The following is a 22,026-nucleotide window of genomic DNA, read 5'->3' as shown; positions in this document are numbered from 1 at the left end:
CTAATGATACATGCCTTCAGCTTCTCCCTCAGCTATCCCTACCAGTCACGCCGCAGCGTAAACAGGTCCTTCAGCGCTTCGGTCGACAGCTCGGTAATCCAGCTTTCCGTACTGGAAATGACATTATCGCTGAGCTGCTGCTTGCTCTCCAGCATCTCGTCGATCCGCTCCTCAAGCGTGCCGAGCGAAATGAACTTATGCACCTGCACGTCCTTGGTCTGGCCCATCCGGTAGGCCCGGTCCGTTGCCTGGTTCTCCACCGCCGGGTTCCACCAGCGGTCGAAGTGGAAGACGTGGTTGGCCGCAGTCAGGTTCAGACCGACGCCCCCCGCCTTGATCGACAGGATGAACACACCCGGCTGCTCGGCTGCCGGCAGCGACTGGGACTGGAACTGTTCGATCATCCGATCCCGTGCGGTTTTGGACGTGCTGCCGTTCAGATACAGCACCGGCTCCTGCAGCTCCTGACCCAGGACCCGCTGAAGGATCTGGCCCATGCCGATATACTGCGTAAAAATCAGGCAGCGGTCGCCCTCTTCCCGCAGCTCCTTGACCATGGCCAGCAGGCGTTCCAGCTTGGCCGAGCGGCTGATAAGCCGTTCTGTGTCGAGCTGACCTCCTGAGGATTCAGCTGCTGTCCGTGCAGCAGCCTCATGCTCCGGCGCCTTTGCTTCGGCTGAAGTTTCCGCAGCCAAGCCAACGGCATCAACTGTGCCAGCCGAAGCCCGTCGATCACTTATAGCCGCTTCGCTGCCCTCAGCCTCATGCTTTCCGGCAGTCTCCAGATTACCCGAAACTCCTGGAGCGTTTGAATCACTCAGGATACCTGAGTCAGCCGCACCGTCCGTGCCTGCCGCTGCGCCCACCGTACCAGAAACCGCGGCAATATCCGCGGGATCCACAAAGTTGTCGACCGATTCCCCGGTCAGGAGCACCGGATGGTCGCAGACCTGCTTGAGCTGTGTCAGGGCCGACAGAATGGCCCCCTTCCGCTGAATACCCTCCAGCTTCTGCACCCGGTTCATCAGGTCGTTGACCGTCTGATCGTAGAGGGCGCTCTGCTCGGCGGTCAGGTGGATATAGGTTTTCATCTCGTTTTTTTCCGGCAGCTCCAGCTGGATATGCGGATCCTTCTTCTTCCGCCGCAGCATAAACGGCTTTACCAGCTTCTGCAGCTGCGCCGTCCGCTGCTCGTCCTGATCCCGCTCGATCGGCTGAATAAAGCGGACCTGGAAACTGCGCAGGCTGCCCAGATATCCCGGGTTCATAAAATCGTACAGCGACCACAGCTCGGAAAGCCGGTTTTCGATCGGCGTTCCGGTCAGTGCGATCCGGTGTCGGGCAGGAAAGCTGCGCACGGCGGCCGACTGCTTCGTCTGGGCATTCTTGATGTTCTGCGCCTCGTCCAGGCACAGCGATTCCCAGGCGAACTCCTTCAGCAGGTCCTGGTCCAGCGTCGCGGTCGCGTACGAGGTCAGGACTACATCGGCCTCGCGTAGTTCTTCGCGGAGCGCCGCCTCTCCCGACCGGCGGCTGCCGTAATGCAGCAGCACCTTCAGCGAAGGCGCAAAGCGGCTGATCTCCTTCTGCCAGTTGCCCAGCACCGAGGTCGGGCAGATCAGCAGCGAAGGCAGGCGCCGTTCTCCGGATGCGTCCGCCGTCTCCTTTAGATGCAGCAAATACGTGATAAACTGGATGGTTTTCCCCAAGCCCATATCGTCAGCAAGACAGGCACCCAGCCCAAACCGGCGCAGAAACGCCAGCCAGGAAAACCCGTCGTACTGGTAAGAACGCAGCTCGGCCTGCAGCCCAGATGGAACGTCCAGCTTCGGCCAGGCCGACTTCTGGCTGAGCTGGTTCATCAGCGTCAGAAGATGCTCGTTCAGCTCCACCTCAAGCTCGATCCGAGCCGCTTCATCCGGATCTTCGTCCTCCTCTTCTTCCTCGCCGTCCTCCCGCTTCCGGGCACCAGCGTCCTCGTCCTTCCGCTGGAGATGCAGATGGAGAACGTCCTGAAGGGACAAGCCCTGCGAGCTGTCGACTCCTTCCATCATCTGGCCGATCTGCTTGATCAGGCTGGGGTCGAGCGTAATCCATTCGCCGCGGAAGCGAACCAGCCGCTCGTTGCGGGCGACCAGCTCCTTGAATTCGTCCTCCGTAATCTGAAGGTCGCCGATCGACACCCGCCAGTCAAACTGAATGATCGAGTCCAGGCCGAACAGTGAACTGCCCTGCCCTTTGGCTGCGGCCTCCTCGCCCTCACCGGCCTTGACCTTGGCCCGCAGCTTCGGCTTCCGCCGGCTGGCGGCCTCCCACCACGCGGGCAGCAGCACCTGCCAGCCCGCATCCAGCAGACGGCGGCTGTCCGCCGTCAAAAACTGCCACGCCGCCGCGTCAGACAGCGGCTGGCCCAGCACGTCGCTGCGCTCCGCAGCCCGCACGCTCGCCGGCAGGCTGGCGCGCAGATGCTCCGCCCACCCGGCGGAGCGCTCGCGGATGTGGGCCGTCCATACGTCCGGCCACACGCCGGAAGCCTGTCCGTCCGCGTCTAGACGGACGGGCACCAGCACCGACGGGTCCAGCTTGTCCTGCAGCACAAGCTGGAGGCGCCAGACGGGCTCGGCTTCGTCCGGCTCCAGCAGCTGCAGCACGGGCCGAAACGGCGCCGCGTCCGCTTTCCAGCCGATCGAGATGAGCCAAGCCTGCTCGGTCAAGCCGGCGACGGCCCCCTCTCTCGCGAAGAGCATCGGGTACTCGCGGCGCAGGTCGGAAGCCGTCGCTTCCGTTCCATAACATTCGCTGAATACCAGCGAAGAGAATGCGGCGCGCAGCCCCTCGGCGAACTCCGGTCCCAGGTCCCTGATCTCTTCCCGCGCTTCGGCATCCAGGCGGGATTCATCCCAGTTCCACTGAAGCTTGCCGGACTGAAACGCGGGCAGGCTCGGATTGTACCGCTTCTCACGAACGCAGGACATCAGCGCAGGAGCGAGCCGGATTAAGGTCTCGGTCCCTTCGTCTCCCGCCCACTGGATATGGGCAAGCAGGTCCAGCTGGGCGAAGAACGCGATGACGTACTCGGCCGGCAGGATGACCAGCTCGATGTCCTGCACCTGCTGAACGTCCAGCTGCGTCCCGTACAAAGTCTCTTCATGCCAGGCGAACAGCCTATGCTTCAGGTCGATGCCGGGCACAGTCCGGCGCGTTGGCGTCGAGCCGTAGATGAGCGCGTCGCCGTACCCGCTGAGCCGGGTATGGATCGTGATGGTGTCGGTGTATGGAATCATGGGATCAACTTTCCTTTCCGAAGCTCTTCCTGAAGTGCGCGCAGCCGGCTGTGGCGGCTGGAAAACACGATGATGAATTCTTCCCAGCGCTCCTCCCGCTTCAATTTTTTGTACAGCTTGGCCAGACGCTTGAGCAGCTTGACCGCGGCTTTGTAGCCGGAGCGGTTCTTCAGGAGGACATGCCGCTCCACGCCTTGATGGTAGAAGGGCAGCAGCAGCTCAGGCGCCTGCTTCTCGATCGGCGCAAGCACGCTGACCCGGAACTCCAGCGGGTCCTTGCCGGAGCTGAGCTGCACGTCCATCCACAAGCGCCATTTTTCGTGAGCCAGCAGGTTATCTTCATAAACTTCCTTGGAATAGGGCAGCATCCCGGCGAGGGTATGCCACATCGTCTCCTCCGCTTCGGGCACATGCCGGACAAAGGTATTCCAATAGGCGGCATATTCGTGCAGAGGCTCTTTCCGGTGATTGCTGAACAGAGGAGCCAGCCGCACCAGCCATTCCTGCAGGCGGGCCCAATCCTCCGAAGCGGACAGCTCGTCCAGAAAGGAGGTCAGGAATCCGTGCGGGATGATGGAAGCCTTGTCCGCTGCCTGCAGCCAGGACCAGGCCTGCCGGTCTTCCCCCATCAGGAACGCAATACGGGCCTGGGCGAGCATCCACGGCAGCCGGGAGAGCGTATCGCCCAGCTCCTCTTCGACGCTTTGCAGTTTCCGCATCTCTTCCTCATGCATCCGGGTGTCTTTAACGTTCGGATGGATCCATTTCAGCCAGAACCGGTCATAAATATCGAACAGATAACCTTGCTGCCCCGTTTCCGTCAGCATCTGCCGGTGCAGGTAGTTCAGCGTCTTGATCACGCGCGGCCACAGATCAGGCTCGGCGGCCAGATCGATCCCTTCGCCCAGCAGCTGCAGCATGCCTCCCCGCAGTTCATCCGCGGCCACCTGCACGTGGTACCCCAAAAATGCCGGGGACCGTCCACCCGGCGCAATTGGCTTGATCAGCTTGATCAGCATATACAGCCTGGCATGGAGCTGATACAGCTGCTCCAAGGCCGGAGTCAGGTCCGGCTTGACGGCGTTGATCGCATGTATGGCGTTTCGGGCATAGTGCGAGTTCTGGCTCGTAAATTCCAGCGGAGTGATGCACAGCTTGAAGAAGGCGTGCCATTCGGAGAGGCTCATCTCCGCCAAATGGGCCGCCTTCTCCCTTAAAGCATCCGCCGCACTTCCCCGCTGCACAGGCCCAAGGTCTTCTTCAGCTTCCGTCTCCGGCAGATGATGCTGGAGCCTGACGGTCGTGTGCGCATTGACAATCGCATGCACGGACCGGCCCTGCCGGCTGACATACTCGAGGAGGGCGGCGATGGAATGCTTGCATCGTTCCCCAACCGGGCAGCTGCAGCGGCTGTCCTGAACCGACTCGGGATTCAGGTGGACACGGTAAGCCTCCCCGCCCTTCACCACGGCCTCAATTTCGCCATCCCCGCCAATCGACAGCTCCGCCACCCGGCCCTGTTTATAATATTGAAATCCGCGTTTAATCGTCAGGTCGTTATAATACTCCGCAACGCTGCGGATCAGCTCTTGCCACTGTATATCGTTTATAGTTTGGTTCACACTCATGATTGTTCATCGTCTCCTGAGAGAGCGTTAGGAAAAAGCGTGAGGAACCCCCCACGCTTTCCCTACAGCAGTTCGTTTCTTTTTTTCAAATACCGGTACAGCACGAAGCTGACCGCCGAGCAGATCAGGGCGCATAAGCCGATAAACGAATATCCGGCCTGCAGTCCCCGGACCAGCCCTTCAGGGGTGCCGGCACCAAAGATATGCTTTACGCCGCTCGTAATGGCGCCGATCAGATAATTGCCGATCACGCTGCCGACCCCCATTAGGGTGACGGTGAAGGTGATGGCCGTATCGCTTCCTTTCACGTAACGCTTGGCGATGACCGCCATGACCGTCGGATAAATCGGAGCAATACCGATGCCTGCGGCCGCAAACAGGAACGCGCCCCCTTCCCCGCTGACAATGGCGGCGAACGTGCACAGCCCCGAGAAGCCGGAGAGGATCATCAGCGACAGAATAAAACCGATCCGGTCCGTTACCGGGCCCAGGAAAAGGCGTGCCAGTGAGAAACACAGGAAAAAGATCGAGAGCATGCCCGAAGCTGCGGTCTGGTCCCAGTGATAGCTTTTCTCCAGAAAATTCACCAGCCAGCTGCCTACGGCCATTTCCGAAATGACCCCAAAGGTCAGCAGCAGCACGATCATCCACAAAGCCCGGTCCTTGGTCAGCATCCACAGCGAGATCCGGTCCTCCTGGACGGTATCGTCGCCCGGAAACCGGCCGAGCAGCGCCGGGATCATCGGAATCACCGCCAGCGCAAGCATCACCATATACATCTCACGCCAGCCGAGCGTCACGCCCATGATCGAAACGGACATTAACCCTGAGGCGATCATCGGCGCCACGATCGAACTGAGCCCGTAGAAAAAGTGCGACAAGTTCATCATCGTCCCGGTATTGCGCACGAAAATCCGCGCTCCCAGAATCGCCAGGCCGATTTCCAGCATGCCGTTGCCGATGTACATGAAAAAATAGGACGCCGAAAATAGAGGGTATGTTCGCGACAATAAGATGAAGACGCCCGAGAGAACCATCGAGCCGAACGAGATCATGCTGACCCATTTGATCCCGATCTTGCGGGTAATATACCCTGTGAAGGAACATGCCAGCAGATACCCGAGCGAATTGAGCGAGAGCAGGGTTCCAAGCTGCTGCTCGTCGAGTCCGAAATCCGCCTGGATGCGGGGAATCGCCGGACCCTTGATATTTTCCGAAAACCCAAAAATGATGAACCCGATAAAAACGGTCGCCAGCTGCAGCATATAGTTGCGGCCAGCCGGCTTGGCCGTTTTCACGTCGTTCAGTTCCGCCTGTGTCTGCAATGATAAATCTCCTTAATCATAAAGTGGATGAACGTTTTATAGCATTAAACCCATTTGGGGTAGGCATTCTCCAAATTCGCTCTGGACACCAGCCCCTTCTGCAGCATCGGGTGCGGCACGATCCGGTTATACGTTCTGATTTTGTCGTTAACCGCTTCGAGCTCGGCCCGAAGCTCGTGATCCGAGCGGGGATTGTCAGCCAGACGCTTCAAATCCGCAGCGATTTCCTTCCGCAGCTCGGCCCAAGGAGGCTGATAATTGTTTTTCTTCAAAATGCTGCTGAACACATCTTCGTCGTCGATCTTATGCGGCTTGCCTTTGCCTGGCAAATCGTCAAACCCGCCCCGCTTCGCAAAATCGTCAATAGCCGATTCCACCAGCCCGTACCGTGTGGACATGTTCTGGTAGCGGTCTTCCGCTTCGGCCTTTTCGTCTTGATCTTTCGCTTCTTTGTTCTGATCTTCCCGTTCCACCCCAGTCACCTCTCCTTATGCCAGGATCGCCGATCCGTTATTTGGAGCCTATCGCATATCGTATAACCCCATTGTAGCATACCCCGGTCTTCCCTCTGCATGTCGTATTTCGAAAAGGCCGCAAATTATCTCCAGAGCTTTATAAATTCTTGATAATTGCCCCTTACCATAACATTAACAACCAACAAGAGAGGAAGTTATTCATGAAAATAACATCTGTTCGCTCCGCGGCGGCATTCAGTGTGACTGTGCTGCTGCTTACCCTGCTGGCCAATCTGTCCGGAAGCATGAATCTCGTCGCCATCAGCCAGCTTGCTCCAATGATCACCGTGCTGCTGATGCTGATCTTTATATCCGGAAGAAAAGATTCTCTCCGTTCATCGGGGCTCGGTACGTTTGGCGGTCTCCGCTGGTATTTTGCCGCCATCTTGTCCATCGTCCCGATTGGAATCGGGTTTCTTGCCGCGTGGGCTTTCGGGATCGTCCAACTTCCGTCAGCCGAATTCCTGAGCCAAGGCACCGCCCGCTTCACCGTTTCCGAATATGCCTGGTATATCACCAAAAGCTCCTGGGCTCCTCAGATGCTGATCAGCATGCTGATCTTTTCCTTCGGAGAGGAAATTGGCTGGCGCGGCTATCTTCAGCCCAAGCTGACCAAGGCTTACGGTATTCGAAAGTCCATTCTGATCACCGCCGCCGTGTGGGCCTGCTTCCACTATCCTTTTTATCTGAACCAATACAATACGGACGGGAATGTGTGGATCAACCTGATGCTGTTCACCGTCATGATCTTTCCGTTATCCGTATTTATGGGCTGGGTCCGCTGGCGCAGCCGCAGTATCTGGCCGGTCGTACTCATTCATATGGTCATCAATTTGTCGCGGAGCTGGCTGGAGCAGCTGTTCTTCGATAAAGCTTCGGGCTGGTCTTACGTGGCCGGGGAGAGCGGGATCATCACCATTGCAGTATGGGCGGCCTGCGCGGCTGTAATCTGGATCAAGCTTGGAAAAAGCACCCGGGCTAAAAAAGCATCCGGTGAGCTGTCCGGGAGTACCGCGTGATAATGCGGAGGTTAACGCAGAGTGAAGCGGGACCATTTTGCTGAAGTTTTTGTTGCGCTATAAGGAACTTGAGTCTCCGAAGCTAATACTTTCTTATACCTTAAAAAAACAACCGTCCTTTTTCGGACGGTTGTTTTCAGTATTAAACTGGCTTTTTCATCTTAAAAATCAAGCCTTTACCTCCCGGCGCTTCCCCGCCTTTGCCCGATACATGCGCCAGCCCGTTAAGGCGGCGGCCACCAGGCAGATGCAGGCTGACGTGCTGAACACTGCGTGCATGCCGCTTAAGAAAATGTCGGGATGACCCGGCACCAGCCCGGTCACCCGCCGGCCGGCGCGGAGGCTCATGACATGGAACAAAATCGTCGTTGCGACAGTAATGCCGACGACCATGCCCACGTTCCGCACCAAGGAGTTGACGCTCCCGGCTGAGCCGAGCTGCGTGCGCGGCACTTGGGACATGACGAGCGAGTTGTTCGGCGACTGGAACAGGCCGGTGCCGATGCCGAGCATGGCAATCCACAGCCCGACGAGCACTAGACGGCTTCCTTCATGCAGCCAGGCCAAGCCGAATTGGGCGATCACCATCACGACCAAGCCGGCAAAGGTGAGAAGCTCCGAGCCGATTTTGTCCGACAAAGCGCCGCTCACCGGCGCCACGATGACCATGCAGATCGGGAAGAGCATGAGCAGGAAGCCAGCGTCAAACGGTGATAAATTCAGCATGTTCTGGGCGTAAAACGGCGCGATGATGTTGAAGCAGAAATTGGCCGTAAAGACGAGAAAGCCGCACAGAATGCTGATAGAGAAGAGCGGATTTTTAAACAGCGACAGATCCAGCAGCGCGTCCTTGCGAACCGCTTCGGTGCGAAGGAAGATGACCAACGCCACCAGCGCGACGGCTAGGGAGAGCAGAATCCAGACGTTGCTGTATCCGGCCTGCTGGCCGAGCAGCAGTCCTGCGAACAAGGTGATGATAAATACCGCGAACAGCGAGCTTCCCGGCACGTCGATCTTGGCCTTGACCCGGATCAAATCCGCCGGCAGCACCTTCCACCCCATGATGATCGCGATCAAACCGATCGGTACGTTAACCCAGAAAATGTACTCCCACCCAAGCGATGAAATGATGATGCCGCCTAAGGATGGCCCGGCAATGCTCCCGAGAGAAACGAACGTGCCGATCAGCCCCAGCGCTCTCCCCCGCTCCTTCGCCGGAAAAATATCGGTCAGAATCCCCTGGCTGTTCGCCATCGTCATCGACGCTCCAAGCGCCTGAATGACCCGGGAGACGATGAGGAACGGCAGCGTTGTGCTGAACCCGCACAGCAGCGATCCGATAATGAAGATGATCGTGCCGATTTTAAAAATACGGATCTTGCCTGCGATATCCCCCAATTTTCCGAAGAAAAGAATGACCGCGCAGATCGCCATCAGGTACCCCGTCGTCACCCATTCGATCTGGGCGATCGGCAGTCCCATCTGTTTGGACAGCACCGGCAGGGCGATGTTGACGATGCTTCCGTCCAGTGTGGACATAAATGTAAATAAATTCAGAACAATGAGGATGATCCAGCGCTTCTTCTGGATATTCGCATCCTCTTGGTACGTCCGCTGTATTGAACTCATGTGGTACCTCCTGCTCCTGTTCATCATCATTAGTTGCACGCGCAACTAATTGGCAGTAACAGTGTACCTTATATTAGTTGCGCTTGCAACCATTTTGAGATAAAATATTTGCTGAGCTTGAGTTTATCGTTCCCGTTGTCCCTCCACTTCATGATGAAAGAAGGTGCCGATGTAATGCCGGACAAAGAACCGATTGGCAAGCTGATCTCGTACATCCATCGCCAGAACCAGAAAAGGCTCGCCAAGGAACTGGCTCCTTACGGCATCGGCGGCGGCGGACAGCACAGCTTCCTGAAGGCCATCCTGCATCAACCGGGAATTACGCAGGAACAGCTGACCCAGCAGTTGAAATTCGACAAGGCCACCACGGCCCGTTCCATTAAACAGCTGGAGGCGTCTGGTTATATCGAGCGCAAGACGGACCCGGATGACCGGCGTTCCCAGCTGCTGTATCCCACCTCCAAAGCCAAGGAAGTACAGCCTCAGCTGCATTCGATCCTGGATGAATCCAACCGGACTCTAGCCCGGTATCTGACCCCGGAAGAGCATGATCAGCTCATCTCGCTGCTACACAAAGTCAGCTTGGCCCAAAAAGATGAATAAAGTAAAGGAGCCCCACGGGAATCGTGGAGCTCCTTTTTGATGATAAGAGAAGGAATCAGCTTCGAGAACTGGCTTCCTTATATCGCAAGCAATGCCTCGGCTAATTGCGGTTCAATCCGATATTACGAATGCTGCGACTGGGCCAGGTGCAGCCGGCTGTATATGCCGCCGGCTGCAATCAGCTCCTGATGCATGCCTTCCTCGGCAATACCCTGTTCATTCACGACCATAATGCGGTCCGCATTGCGGATCGTCGTCAGCCGGTGAGCGATGACCAGCGTCGTGCGCCCCTGCGACAGCTCGGTCAGCGCCTGCTGAATGGCGGCTTCCGTCTCGGTGTCGAGCGCCGACGTTGCCTCGTCCAGGATAAGGATCGGCGGGTTCTTCAGGAACATCCGGGCGATCGATAAGCGCTGCTTTTGTCCGCCCGACAGCTTCACCCCCCGCTCGCCGATGACCGTATCCATGCCCTCCGGCATGGAGCGGATCACTTCGGCCAGCGATGCGCGCTCCGCCGCCTTCCAAATTTCCTCGTCGGTGGCATTCAAATTGCCGTATGCGATATTTTCCTTCACCGTGCCGGAAAACAGGAACACGTCCTGCTGCACGATGCCGATGTGCCGCCGCAGCGAATCCAGCTTGATGTCACGGATATCGATGCCGTCGATCGTAATCCGTCCCCCATCCAGCTCATAGAAGCGCGGCAGCAGGCTGCAGATCGTCGTTTTCCCCGCTCCGGAAGGACCGACGAACGCGACGGTCTCCCCCGCCCGGATCGACAGATCGATGTTGTTCAGGATCGGTTTGGCCGGATCATAACCGAAGGTGACGCCTTCGTAACGGATATTGCCTACAACCCGATCCAGTTCCACTGCATCCGGAGCGTCCGCAATGTCCGGCTCGGTATCCATGATTTCCAAATACCGCCGAAAGCCCGCGATGCCTTTCGGGTAGCTTTCGATGACCGCATTGATCTTTTCGATCGGGCGGAAAAAGACGTTGGACAGCAGCAGGAACGCCATAAACTCGCCCAGCTCGATCCGTCCGCTGAGGAAAAACCAGGCGCCGCACAGCATGACGAATACGGTGACGAGCCGCATCATCATGTAGGTGACCGACATGCTTTTCGCCATCGTCTTATAAGCCATCAGCTTGGTCTGGCGGAAGTTCTGGTTGTCGACGTCAAACAGCTTCTTCTCGTGCTCCTCATTGGCAAAGGACTGCACGACGCGGATTCCGCCGACGTTGTCCTCGATCCGTGCGTTGAAATTCCCCACGTTCCCGAACAGCCGCCGGTACGTCGTGGTCATTCGGCCCCCGAAGTGAATGATCACCCAGGCCATAACCGGGATAATGATAAAGGTCAGCAGCGCCAGCTCCATGTTAATGGAAGCCATCAGCGCAAAGGAGCCAATCAGCGTCATGACTGCAATAAAGACATCCTCCGGCCCGTGGTGGGCCACCTCGCCGACGTCGTTCAGATCATTGGTGATCCGCCCGACCAAATGCCCGGTTTTATGATTGTCGAAGAAACGGAACGAGAGCTTCTGTATATGGTCGAACAGCTTTTTACGCATATCCGTTTCAATGTTGATGCCCAGCATATGCCCCCAATAAGTTACGATATACTGCAGCACCATATTGAGCCCGTAAATGGCCAGCAGCGCCAGACAGGCGACGACGATGATCGCCCAGTCCTTGCTGGGCAGCAGGTTATCGATAAAATGGCTGACGGCCAGCGGAAAGGCCAGCTCCAGCAGCCCGGCGAACACCGCGCACACGAAATCAAGGATAAACAGCCCCTTGTACGGCTTGTAGTACGCGAAAAACCTTCGAATCATAGATGTATCACACTTCCTTGTTGATATTTTACGGCTGATGGGCCAGGATATTGATCAGTTTCCCAAAAGGATCCCGTACATAGAAACGACGCACGCCCCACGGCTCATCCGCCGGACCGTATTCGATCTGAAAGCCCGCCTGCTTCATACGGTTCAGAGCCTCTTCGACGTCATCCACTTCGATGGACAGGTCCGGCACCGGGGTGCCTGAGCCCCCTTCCGATGCGACGCTGACCTGAACATCCATACGGGCATCGGTCCCATAGGTGGCGATCCATCCATGGTCCATCCACTTCTCCAAACCGAGCACGTCCTCGTAAAAAGTACGGGCGGCCGCCAGATCCTCCGTATGAATGTTCGTGACAATCCGTTTTACTTTCATCTCCATCCCCCCTGTTCCTTTTCCTTCCAAGTAACTATTCGACACTGGTCGGGAACCCCCTCCCTGTATGCCGAATTTCCTCTGTTCTGACCCACATCCGTCAGCATTCTATCTCATGGTTCGTTTAAATCTGACACCTTTATCGAGATTTATGTAAATACTGACACAATTTTACCTTCCGCTGATGCTCGGATAACCTGATGCCAACACTTCTCCCCCATCATAAAGAGGACAACATGCATTTTTCCAAGACCAGAGGGGGAGAACAACGACAATGATGAAAAAAACGATTCTGCTGGGCACGGCCCTGCTGCTTTCAGCTGCGCCGCTGTCGGCAGTCATGGCCAGCGCAGCTGCACCTGCGGGCAAAGCGCCCGCCTCCGGCATTCAAGCCAACGCCAAGCAGGGCAGCTTTACCGGGGCTGCCGTGGATCGGGCCAAAGACGGTACGCTGACGCTGCACTGGCAGACCACCGCCAATCTGGGACCGGTTAAAGTTTACTGGAGCCAGAGTCCGGACAGCGGCTGGAAGGAGCTCGCCCGCACCTACGCCTCGTTTGGTGGACTGCGAACAAAGGACCCGAATCCGGGCAGCCGCGTTTACTTTAAAGTGAAGGCGGCGAGCGGCGCCGTCATCACAACCGCCGAGCGCCTGCTGCCGCTCCAAGGCGCCACCAACTTCCGCGATCTCGGCGGCTACAAAACGGCGGACGGCAAAACGGTCAAATGGGGCAAGCTGTTCCGCGCGGATGAACTCGCCGGCCTGACGGCAAGCGACATCGCCTATTTGCAGAAGAGCGGCCTGAAGACGATCGTGGACTATCGCACGGACGATGAAGTGAAATCCAAGCCCGATCCGGTGGTTCCCGGCGCTGCCTATGTCCGCAACCCGGTCTTCGGCCAATCCGGCAGCGGCACCGACATCATGAGCTTCATGGCGAGCGGCGAATTCGACAAAATGGGCAAGCCCGGCGACGTGCTGACCGCCGCCAACCGCGACATGGTCGACTCCCCTTCGGCTTACGTGAAATTGTTCGATATGATGCTGGATCCGGCATCCGCAGCGCTCGTACAGCACTGCACCGCGGGCAAAGACCGCACCGGCCTCGGATCGGCATTGATGCTGCTTGCGCTCGGCGTTCCGAAGGAAACCGTAGTGCAGGATTTCCTGCTCAGCAACAAGTACCGCGAAGCGTACAACAAGGCGGCTGTGGACGCCATGGTGAAGCAGTTTAATCTGACGGACGAGAATGCGATCGAAGTCATCACAGCGTTAATGGACGTCCGCCCGGAATATATCAACGCTGCTTTCGACGAAATGGCCAAGAAATACGGCTCGATCCAGGGCTTCCTGGAAAAAAGCTTGGGGCTAAGCAAAGACGAGCAGGCGAAGCTGAAGCGGATGTATCTCGAATAGTCGCCTATCCCGGTTCTCCGGATACGAACATAAAGACGACCTGTATGGATGAAGCCATACAGGTGGTTCTTTTTATAGAGATAAGAATGTATAAGCTTCCCCTATCATCCCCGACATATTTTGTCCAATGGTGGCGTATGGTGCTGAACCTTCGTCGATTCGTTGAGACGGACAAACCGGAATCACGTATAATGGAGATAACTGGAATAAAGATGGAGGTTGAACGATGGGTTTGTTTTCTTTTATTAAAGGCCAATTTATCGAGGTTATTGAATGGACGGACAACACCAATGAAATCGTGCACCAGTTTCCGGTCTACGACAAAGCGATCAAAATGGGTGCGAGGCTGACGGTGCGGGAATCGCAGGCCGCGATTTTTCTGAACGAGGGCCAGATCGCCGATGTATTCGGCCCAGGCACTTATACCTTAAGCACGCAGAACATGCCGGTTCTGACGGCGTTAAAGTCATGGAAATATGCATTCAATTCGCCGTTTAAGGCGGATGTGTATTTTGTAAACACGCGTAACTTCACGGACCAAAAATGGGGAACGACCAACCCCATCATGATGCGGGATCCTGAATTCGGAGCCATCCGGATGCGGGGATTCGGCAGCTACGCGTTCCGCGTGCAAGACCCGGCATTGTTTCTTAAGGAAATCTTCGGGACCCAGTCCTCGTTCGGTTCGGATCAAATCGGCGGTTATCTCAAGTCGGTGATCGTGTCCGGTGTGAGCGACCTGATTGGCGAGGCCAAAATTCCGATCATGGATATTGCGGTGCAGTACGACGAGCTGAGCTCCGCCCTCCGGACCAAGCTGGAGCCGATTTTCAACGCTATGGGTCTGTCCCTGTCGGGATTTTTTATCGAAAACATCTCCTTACCGGAAGAAGTCGAAAAAATGATCGACCGGAAATCATCCATGAACATTGCCGGCAATCTCGATCAGTACATGAAGTTTCAGGCCGCCGAATCGCTTCGCGATGCAGCCAACAATCCCGACAGCGGGCTTGCAGGCGCCGGGGCAAACCTCGGGGCGGGCATGGCCATGGGGCAGATGTTCAATCAAGCGATGAAGCCCTCAGCGGATGCGGTGGAGCCCCAGCCTGCCGCACCTGCCCATCCGGCGTCCCCCGTTGATACCGAGCCCTGCGCCCAATGCGGACACGAGCTCAAAGCCTCCGAGAAATTTTGCCCGGAATGCGGTACGCCGCGGCCGGAGAAAAAATTTTGCACAGAGTGTGGGGGCAGCTTGAGCAGCACGATGAAGTTCTGTCCGAGCTGCGGCAATAAAGTGTAGAGGAGAGCGCTTATGTCCGTCGAAGCACCGATCCGCTTCCCCTGCTCGGGCTGCGGGGCGCAAATGATTTTTGATACCGAAACCCAGCAGATGAAATGCACTTATTGCGGAAGCCTGGCTCCCATTGAACAGCCCCGTTATCCGTCCGAGCCCACCGAATATGAGCTGGATTTTGCGGATGAACAAGATCAGGCCTTGAAAGACTGGGGGACCGAGCAGCAGGCGGTCCAATGCGAGAACTGCGGGGCCCAGATGCTCCTGCCTGCCGCGCAGACGGCGGCTCTATGCGCATTTTGCGGCTCCCCCAAGGTCCTGCCCCAAGGGGATCCGGACAGCATACGGCCCGAATCCATCATCCCTTTTCACATCTCGAAGGATGAGGCGAACGCCCTGTTCCTGAAGTGGAAGAAGAAAAAATGGTTCGTACCGGGCGCCTTCAAAAAGCAGCAGACCCGCTCGACGGTTTCCGGCATTTATGTCCCCTTCTGGACCTTTGATGCCCAGACCGACTCCGACTATTCGGCAGAGGTTGGTACCTATCATTACCGCACTGAGACGCGTACCCGGACTGTTGACGGGAAAACAGAGACGTACGAGGAGCAGGTTCGATACACCGTGTGGCATTGGACATCCGGCTCTTACGAGCGATTTTTCAACGATGTGCTTGTCCCTGCTTCCAAACAACACGACACCCGCCTGATGGAGCAGTTTGACGATTTCAGCCTGGAGGACCTTCGACCATACAAGCCTGAATATTTAAGCGGTTTTGTGGCGGAAAGGTATACCGTGCCCCTGCGTGAGGGTTGGAGCGACGCGGTATCCCTGATGGACGACAGCCTGGAAGATTCGATACGCCGGCAAATCGGCGGGGACGAACTGCGCAACCTCAGCATCGATACCCAATACTCCGAGCAGACCTACAAGCATATCCTGCTGCCGCTTTGGAATGCCTCTTACACGTATAAAGAGAAGGTTTATCGGTATATGGTCAACGGAGAGACGGGCAGCATCAGCGGCAAAGTCCCGCGCAGCGGATGGAAAATTACGTTTTTCACCCTTTTCTGCGTGCTTGTGGTCGCCGCCATTATTTTGTATTTTTATCAATCCTAAATGTGCCTGTTGGTCGGATTCATAACATTTGCAAATCATAAAATAGAATAAAAAAAGAGTTCAGCCTGGTTGCTGAGCTCTTTTTTTAGTTTCTTCGCGGCTTACATCACATGTTCGAGCTTGCCTGGTTCTCGGTTGATCCTTGGATGTACCGCTCTCCCCACTCGCACATCACATCGATGACCGGCCGGAGTGATTGGCCCAGCTCGCTCAATTCGTAAACGACTTTCGGCGGGACCTGGTTGTATACCGTCCGGATGATGACCCCATCCTCCTCCAACTCTCTAAGCTGCTGAGTCAGCATTTTTTGCGTGATGCCCGGGGTCAATTTTTTCAGCTCGCTCGTTCGTTTCGCTCCATAGGTTAAATGGCATAAAATGAGCGTTTTCCATTTCCCCCCGATGACTTCCAGGGTCGCTTCTATAGGTATATTAAAAGCTTGCGGCATACTCGTTTTCATGGCACTTTTTCCCCCGATCAAAATAGGTACTTTTTGGTTCCTATATTACCTTTTGGTGAAAATGACACAAAAAAGTGCGTACTTCTGTTCCTCGATTATATGATACATAATCTCCTTGTGCCAATAAGGAAATCGGCAGACCCGATCGAGCCGGTTCCGGAATGGATGATTATTCATAATGAGGAGGACATATCGAATGAAGGCAAACGGTCAAACGTCTCAAAGTTCCGGCAAGCTTTCCTGGGGCTTGTTGTTCGTTTTGTGCGGCGCAATTTTTCTGGAAGGGATCGACGTGTCGATGATGGGCGTGGCTCTGCCCTCAATCCGTGCTGAACTGGGCATGTCGACCGGTTCGCTGCAATGGGTAGTCAGCGCCTATGTACTGGGGTATGGCGGCTTCATGCTGCTGGGAGGCCGGGCAGCCGACCTGTTCGGGCGCCGAAAAATGTTTCTCGTATGGCTCACGGTTTTCTTTGCTTTTTCCGGGCTAGGCGGATTATCGACCGAAGGCTGGATGCTGATCACCGCCCGGTTTGTTACAGGCATTAGCGCAGCGTTCATGACTCCGGCCGGCTTATCCATCATCACGACAAGCTTTGCGGAGGGAACTGCACGTAACAAGGCCTTGCTCGTTTATGCCGGGACAGCGGCCGCCGGGTTTTCTCTTGGTCTTGTGGTCGGCGGCATCTTAAGTGAGATCAGCTGGCGGTGGGTTTTCTTTGGTCCGGTTCTATTGGCGTTCGTGATTCTTCTAGCCTCGATTCGCCTCATACCGGCCTCTGGTCGGCCGGAGGCCTCCTCCAAAGGCTTCGATCTGGCCGGAGCAGTCAGCGTCACGGCGGCCATGCTGCTTCTGGTTTACGGTGTCGTGGAATCCTCCAACCTGGGCTGGAGCTGGACCGCCGGAATCCTGGCCTGCAGTGCCCTGCTTTTCGGTCTCTTCGCAACGATTGAACGACGCTCGGCTTCCCCCCTGGTACGCCTTGGCATATTTTCTGCCAGCTCACTCGTACGGGCAAACCTGGGTGCCATGTTGTTTGCCGGCTCTTTTTTCGGGTTCCAGTTCGTGACGGTGCTCTACCTCCAAGAACTGCGCGGCTGGTCATCCCTTGAAACGGGTCTTGCCTTGCTCGCCGTCGGTGTCGATTCCATACTCGCACCTACCCTGACCCCCAAGCTGGTAAACCGTTTCGGCAATATTCCGGTGATTTTCGGCGGGTTCTGCCTCGCTGCATTAGCCTACGCCCTTTTTCTTCCCATCGGTTTGGATTGGACCTATGCAGCGATGTTCCCTACGATGATCCTGACGGGCCTCGCCTTTTCGCTGACTTACGGACCTTTAACCATCGCCGCCACGGACGGAATAGCGGAAGAAGAGCAGGGGCTCGCCAGCGGTTTATTGAATACCTCCTTCCAGTTTGGCGCTGCACTCGGTTTGGCGGTTGTGACCGCCGTGCAGATTGGCTCTACAGGTTTGGACAACTCACCGCAAGCGATGCTCGATGGCTACCGTACAGCGATGATGGTTCCGATTGCCGCTTCCCTTCTCGGGATTGGCATTACTGCCCTCGGCCTTCGTAAACGCTCAGCAGAAAAATATGTAAACAGCTAAAATAACGGTCCGCCCTGCATCGCAGGACGGACCTCTCATTTGTCTACTTATCTATGTGTCGTGATCGCCAAAGTTTTTATTCAACTATAAGTTTAGCTTTCATATTGGCGTGGCCTGAGCCGCACATTGTGTTACAGAAGAGTTCATACGTCCCAGCCTCATTTATTGCCACAACCTCGGAATCACCGGAGCGCAGTTCTTTAATTCCAAGGCCTTTAAATGCAATACTATGGACGCCGGATTCCGGATCTAAGGTTAGCTTAACGGCTTCTCCTTTTTTAATTCGATACTCCGCTTTATCAAACTTCCAGTTCGTTGCCTTGATCTCGACTTCATTCGCTACTGTTTTTGACTCTTCACTAGGCGCTGATTGAACCATTTCATTTTTACTAGCTCCACATGCGGTAAGCAATATGACATACGCAACAATAATAACGGAAACCCAGGTTATACGAAACATGCTATCCCCTCCTTGTGATAGTAACAGCTTAAATCCTCCCACTCATACCTATCAATAAGCCTTTGTCAATATCTGTCATGGGGATTTCTTATATCTGCGGGGAATTCAGCTCCTTCACATCTTCTTACATTGACTTCTAAAAAGATATAAACGATAACTATGTCAAATATAGATAGACCGGTATTGATCAAAATACAAAATGGATAATAAGATGTTTCTAATGTACTCATTTCACCTATTGGGGGTATTTAAATTTGGAAATCAAACATGGCCAATTAACGACAAGTTGGGGAGCTCCGGTTGGGGATAACCAGAATTCTATGACTGCCGGCTCTCGGGGTCCAACACTCATTCAAGATGTCCATCTTCTTGAAAAGCTGGCCCATTTCAATCGTGAACGTGTCCCTGAGCGAGTTGTTCATGCCAAAGGTGCCGGAGCACACGGATATTTTGAGGTAACCCACGATGTGTCCTCGTATACCAAAGCCGATTTTTTGTCCGAGATTGGTAAACGCACGCCCTTGTTTATACGCTTCTCCACTGTTGCGGGCGAACTTGGCTCTGCAGATACCGTGCGCGACCCCCGTGGCTTTGCCGTAAAGTTTTACACCGCAGAAGGGAACTATGATTTGGTAGGAAATAACACACCGGTCTTCTTCATACGAGATGCCATTAAATTTCCGGATTTCATCCATACTCAGAAGCGTCACCCTCAAACCCACCTTAAAAACCCAAACGCGGTATGGGATTTCTGGTCATTGTCTCCCGAGTCCTTGCATCAAGTGGCCATCTTGATGTCCGATCGCGGTATTCCTGCTACTTTACGTCATATGCATGGTTATGGAAGCCATACGTTTAAGTGGGTCAATGCAGATGGACAAGGAGTTTGGGTAAAATACCATTTCAAAACGGAGCAGGGTGTTAAAAATCTTGATGTCGAACTAGCTGCTAAACTGGCCGGCGAAAATCCGGATTATCACATTGAGGATTTGTTTCAAGCTATAGAAAAGGGAGACTTCCCCGCATGGAAGTTGTATGTTCAAATCATGCCGCTTGAAGATGCAAATACTTATCGATTCGATCCATTCGATGTAACCAAAGTGTGGTCGCAAAAAGACTACCCTCTTATCGAGGTTGGACGTATGGTCCTCGATCGTAATCCGCAGAATTATTTCGCTGAAGTCGAACAAGCAACTTTCTCTCCTGGAGCCTTCGTACCCGGTATTGAAGCTTCTCCGGATAAAATGCTTCAAGGCCGTTTATTCGCCTATGCCGATGCACACCGCTATCGGGTTGGAACAAATCATAACACGCTTCCTATTAATAAACCTGTTATCGAAGTGAATAATAACCAGCGTGACGGTCAAATGCGTTATGATCGCAACGGAGGAAGTTCAATGTATTATGAACCGAATAGTTACAACGGGGTGACTGAATCTGCAGCATACAAGACAGCTACGTTTGAGGTATCCGGTTCAGCCGACAGTGTCCCTTATGACCATCATGACCATTACACTCAACCTGGTGACTTGTATCGGTTACTTCGTGCAGAAGAACGCGGGCGCTTGGTAAATAATATTGTGAATGCCATGAAAACGGTTGAAAAGGATGAAATAAAACTTCGTCAAATCGCCCATTTTTATAAAGCCGATCCTGAATGGGGAAATGCGGTTGCTACGGGGCTTGGTTTAAGAGATATGGAGACTTTATCCTATTAAACAAAAAGCAGTTATCACAGCTAATCATAGCCTGTGTAACTGCTCTTTTTACGTTATCAAATGTTATGCGAAGGGAAATGCTCTTTGTACCAATTGGCTGCTTCGTCGATTTCGGTGGAAGTTAACTGATGACCTACATGTTCCCAGTGGACTTCGACGGAAGCACCTGCGCCTTTCAATCGCGCTAGCAATTCTTCGGTCTCAGACGCAGGGGAGATAAAATCATTCGTTCCAGCACCAATAAATATGGGGGTTTGCGATAAATCAGGCAGTAATACACCGCGACGGGGAACCATGGGATGGAATAATATCGCGCCTTTTAATGAGTTTTTGCAATGGAACAATAGGCTTCCTGCAATATTTGCTCCATTAGAATAACCGATCGCCACTACATTCTGGCGGTCGAACTCATATCGGTTCGCTGCTTGATCGATAAATCCATTCAGTTCTTCAGTTCGAAACAAAAGGTCCTCCTCATCAAAGACGCCCTCAGCAAATCTCCTGAAAAATCTGGGCTTTCCATTCTCCTGCACCTCTCCCCGAATACTAAGGACATTCGAGGCCGAAGAGATTCGACGAGCAACCGGCAATAAATCGTATTCCGTTCCACCCGTACCGTGCAATAAGAGAAATGTCACCGAACTTGATTTTGAACCTTTTCGATATAAGTGTTTCATTGCTTGATTGACTCCAATTTGCGCACTTGAATAGGTGGCAGGTTCTTTTCAATTTCAGCGCGGCTGTCTTCATACCATGAAGGAAGCATGATGGCCTCGCCTAGATGATCCTCAGGCTCATCATTTGCAAAACCTGGCGGATCTGTCGCAATTTCAAACAAAATGCCGCCTTGTTCACGAAAATAGATCGCATGAAAATACTGTCGGTCAATAATCGGTGTAGGATGTAAACCGCTGCTTTCCACATGGCTTCTCCAGGCATCATGGTCTTCAAAATCCTTGGCTCGCCACGCGATATGGTGAACGGTGCCGCTACCTGGGATCCCCCATTCCATGGGCTCCGCATTCACATCAATGAGGTTGCCGATGTCCCCTTCAGCCTTATAGCGAATAAAGTCGCCATCCTGCCCTACCCTTTCAAGACCTAAAACGTCCTCAAGTACCTGCATGGTCTTGGTGGATGCAACACTGTATAGCACGGCGCCCCCAAATCCTTTGATCGCCTTATCCGCCGGGATACCTCCGAATGACCATGTATTGAGCGCTCCGTCTTCCCGTTCAACAATTTCTAACTGCAGACCGTCAAGATCTAAAAATTCGATATAGTTTTCAGAAAAACGGGTGCTTTCCGTGAAGGAAATATCGAACGCCGTGAGGCGTGCTTTCCAAAAATCAATTGCGCCTATGGGTACTACGTACGTTGTTGTACCTACTTGTCCTCCTCCTATGCGACCCTTGCGGGAAAGTTCGTGCGGGAAGAACGTCATTATCGTTCCGGGGCTGCCTTTTTCATTGCCGAAGTACAAATGGTATACCTCGGGTGCGTCAAAGTTAATTGTTTTTTTCACAAGACGAAGACCTAGAACTCCAGCATAAAAATCCACATTTCTCTGCGCATCCTTCACAAAACAAGTAATATGATGGATGCCTGCCGTTTTCTTTATGATATTCCCCATCTTTCCCAGACTCCTTCTGTTAGGTTTTTTGGATCCTGCTAATAACTGAAAAGTACTCCTGATTCAAATCATAGAGAAAAGAGCAGCAGC

The 22,026-nt window shown here is 54.4% G+C and carries 18 protein-coding genes; 7 read left to right on the top strand and 11 right to left on the bottom strand.

Going from position 1 to position 22,026, the window contains the following annotated elements:
• Nucleotides 1-38: 38 nt before the first annotated feature.
• The 4 genes from ABIE48_RS00245 to ABIE48_RS00230 form a co-directional block, all read right to left on the bottom strand.
• Entirely contained in the window at nucleotides 39-3,284 is a 3,246-nt protein-coding gene (locus tag ABIE48_RS00245) for a DEAD/DEAH box helicase (RefSeq protein ID WP_260869585.1), read from the bottom strand.
• Nucleotides 3,281-4,912: an SWIM zinc finger family protein gene (locus tag ABIE48_RS00240; RefSeq protein ID WP_192717496.1), complete on the bottom strand. Its 1,632-nt coding sequence runs from the start codon at nucleotides 4,910-4,912 to the stop codon at nucleotides 3,281-3,283. Before ABIE48_RS00240 ends, ABIE48_RS00245 begins: the two co-directional genes overlap by 4 nt.
• 62 nt (nucleotides 4,913-4,974) lie before the next feature.
• Complete coding sequence (locus ABIE48_RS00235) at nucleotides 4,975-6,177, bottom strand: MFS transporter (RefSeq protein ID WP_192717528.1); 1,203 nt, start codon at nucleotides 6,175-6,177, stop codon at nucleotides 4,975-4,977.
• A gap of 104 nt (nucleotides 6,178-6,281) precedes the next feature.
• On the bottom strand, nucleotides 6,282-6,710 hold the full coding sequence (locus ABIE48_RS00230; RefSeq protein ID WP_244879526.1) for a DnaJ family domain-containing protein: 429 nt from the start codon (nucleotides 6,708-6,710) through the stop codon (nucleotides 6,282-6,284).
• Between the two features lie 203 nt (nucleotides 6,711-6,913).
• On the opposite strand from ABIE48_RS00230, the gene ABIE48_RS00225 reads away from it, so the two are divergent.
• Nucleotides 6,914-7,771, top strand: a complete 858-nt coding sequence (locus tag ABIE48_RS00225; RefSeq protein ID WP_192717495.1) for a CPBP family intramembrane glutamic endopeptidase — start codon at nucleotides 6,914-6,916, stop codon at nucleotides 7,769-7,771.
• Nucleotides 7,772-7,939: 168 nt separating this feature from the next.
• On the opposite strand, the gene ABIE48_RS00220 is transcribed toward ABIE48_RS00225, so the two are convergent.
• Entirely contained in the window at nucleotides 7,940-9,400 is a 1,461-nt protein-coding gene (locus tag ABIE48_RS00220; protein WP_192717494.1) for an MFS transporter, read from the bottom strand.
• 174 nt (nucleotides 9,401-9,574) lie between these two features.
• Between ABIE48_RS00220 and ABIE48_RS00215 the strand changes: the two genes are divergently transcribed.
• The gene (locus ABIE48_RS00215; protein ID WP_145029776.1) at nucleotides 9,575-10,003 is read left to right on the top strand and encodes a MarR family winged helix-turn-helix transcriptional regulator; all 429 of its coding nucleotides are present in this window, start codon (nucleotides 9,575-9,577) and stop codon (nucleotides 10,001-10,003) included.
• 122 nt (nucleotides 10,004-10,125) lie between these two features.
• On the opposite strand, the gene ABIE48_RS00210 is transcribed toward ABIE48_RS00215, so the two are convergent.
• Entirely contained in the window at nucleotides 10,126-11,844 is a 1,719-nt protein-coding gene (locus ABIE48_RS00210) for an ABC transporter ATP-binding protein (RefSeq protein WP_192717493.1), read from the bottom strand.
• Between the two features lie 28 nt (nucleotides 11,845-11,872).
• Nucleotides 11,873-12,226: a VOC family protein gene (locus ABIE48_RS00205; protein ID WP_145949884.1), complete on the bottom strand. Its 354-nt coding sequence runs from the start codon at nucleotides 12,224-12,226 to the stop codon at nucleotides 11,873-11,875.
• A gap of 274 nt (nucleotides 12,227-12,500) precedes the next feature.
• Between ABIE48_RS00205 and ABIE48_RS00200 the strand changes: the two genes are divergently transcribed.
• The 3 genes from ABIE48_RS00200 to ABIE48_RS00190 all read left to right on the top strand — a co-directional run bounded on the left by ABIE48_RS00200 (nucleotide 12,501) and on the right by ABIE48_RS00190 (nucleotide 16,053).
• Nucleotides 12,501-13,643, top strand: coding sequence for a tyrosine-protein phosphatase (locus ABIE48_RS00200; protein ID WP_354518082.1), 1,143 nt, complete (start codon nucleotides 12,501-12,503; stop codon nucleotides 13,641-13,643).
• A 226-nt stretch (nucleotides 13,644-13,869) separates the two neighbouring features.
• Complete coding sequence (locus tag ABIE48_RS00195; protein WP_192717491.1) at nucleotides 13,870-14,943, top strand: SPFH domain-containing protein; 1,074 nt, start codon at nucleotides 13,870-13,872, stop codon at nucleotides 14,941-14,943.
• A gap of 12 nt (nucleotides 14,944-14,955) precedes the next feature.
• Nucleotides 14,956-16,053 carry a TFIIB-type zinc ribbon-containing protein gene (locus ABIE48_RS00190; protein WP_192717490.1) on the top strand — a complete coding sequence of 366 codons (1,098 nt, stop codon included), beginning with the start codon at nucleotides 14,956-14,958 and terminating at the stop codon, nucleotides 16,051-16,053.
• 106 nt (nucleotides 16,054-16,159) lie between these two features.
• On the opposite strand, the gene ABIE48_RS00185 is transcribed toward ABIE48_RS00190, so the two are convergent.
• Nucleotides 16,160-16,513, bottom strand: coding sequence for a winged helix-turn-helix transcriptional regulator (locus ABIE48_RS00185; RefSeq protein ID WP_105445333.1), 354 nt, complete (start codon nucleotides 16,511-16,513; stop codon nucleotides 16,160-16,162).
• A gap of 196 nt (nucleotides 16,514-16,709) precedes the next feature.
• Here ABIE48_RS00185 and ABIE48_RS00180 point away from each other — a divergent pair, with 196 nt between their 5' ends.
• Nucleotides 16,710-18,125, top strand: coding sequence for an MFS transporter (locus tag ABIE48_RS00180; protein ID WP_192717489.1), 1,416 nt, complete (start codon nucleotides 16,710-16,712; stop codon nucleotides 18,123-18,125).
• A 76-nt stretch (nucleotides 18,126-18,201) separates the two neighbouring features.
• On the opposite strand, the gene ABIE48_RS00175 is transcribed toward ABIE48_RS00180, so the two are convergent.
• Nucleotides 18,202-18,585: a cupredoxin domain-containing protein gene (locus ABIE48_RS00175; protein ID WP_192717488.1), complete on the bottom strand. Its 384-nt coding sequence runs from the start codon at nucleotides 18,583-18,585 to the stop codon at nucleotides 18,202-18,204.
• Between the two features lie 260 nt (nucleotides 18,586-18,845).
• Between ABIE48_RS00175 and katA the strand changes: the two genes are divergently transcribed.
• On the top strand, nucleotides 18,846-20,303 hold the full coding sequence (gene katA / locus ABIE48_RS00170) for a catalase KatA (RefSeq protein WP_192717527.1): 1,458 nt from the start codon (nucleotides 18,846-18,848) through the stop codon (nucleotides 20,301-20,303).
• A gap of 56 nt (nucleotides 20,304-20,359) precedes the next feature.
• Here katA and ABIE48_RS00165 read toward each other — a convergent pair whose 3' ends face one another.
• Nucleotides 20,360-20,980: an alpha/beta hydrolase gene (locus ABIE48_RS00165; protein ID WP_145029770.1), complete on the bottom strand. Its 621-nt coding sequence runs from the start codon at nucleotides 20,978-20,980 to the stop codon at nucleotides 20,360-20,362.
• Nucleotides 20,977-21,927: a ring-cleaving dioxygenase gene (locus ABIE48_RS00160; protein WP_186326190.1), complete on the bottom strand. Its 951-nt coding sequence runs from the start codon at nucleotides 21,925-21,927 to the stop codon at nucleotides 20,977-20,979. The genes ABIE48_RS00165 and ABIE48_RS00160 overlap by 4 nt, the downstream gene beginning before the upstream one ends.
• Nucleotides 21,928-22,026 lie beyond the last annotated feature (99 nt).

The organism is Paenibacillus sp. OAE614 (assembly GCF_040546645.1).
In the GTDB taxonomy this organism is placed as follows: domain Bacteria; phylum Bacillota; class Bacilli; order Paenibacillales; family Paenibacillaceae; genus Paenibacillus_AQ; species Paenibacillus_AQ favisporus.
Note: the sequence above shows the minus strand (reverse complement) of the source record. Positions and strands in the feature narration are given on the sequence as shown.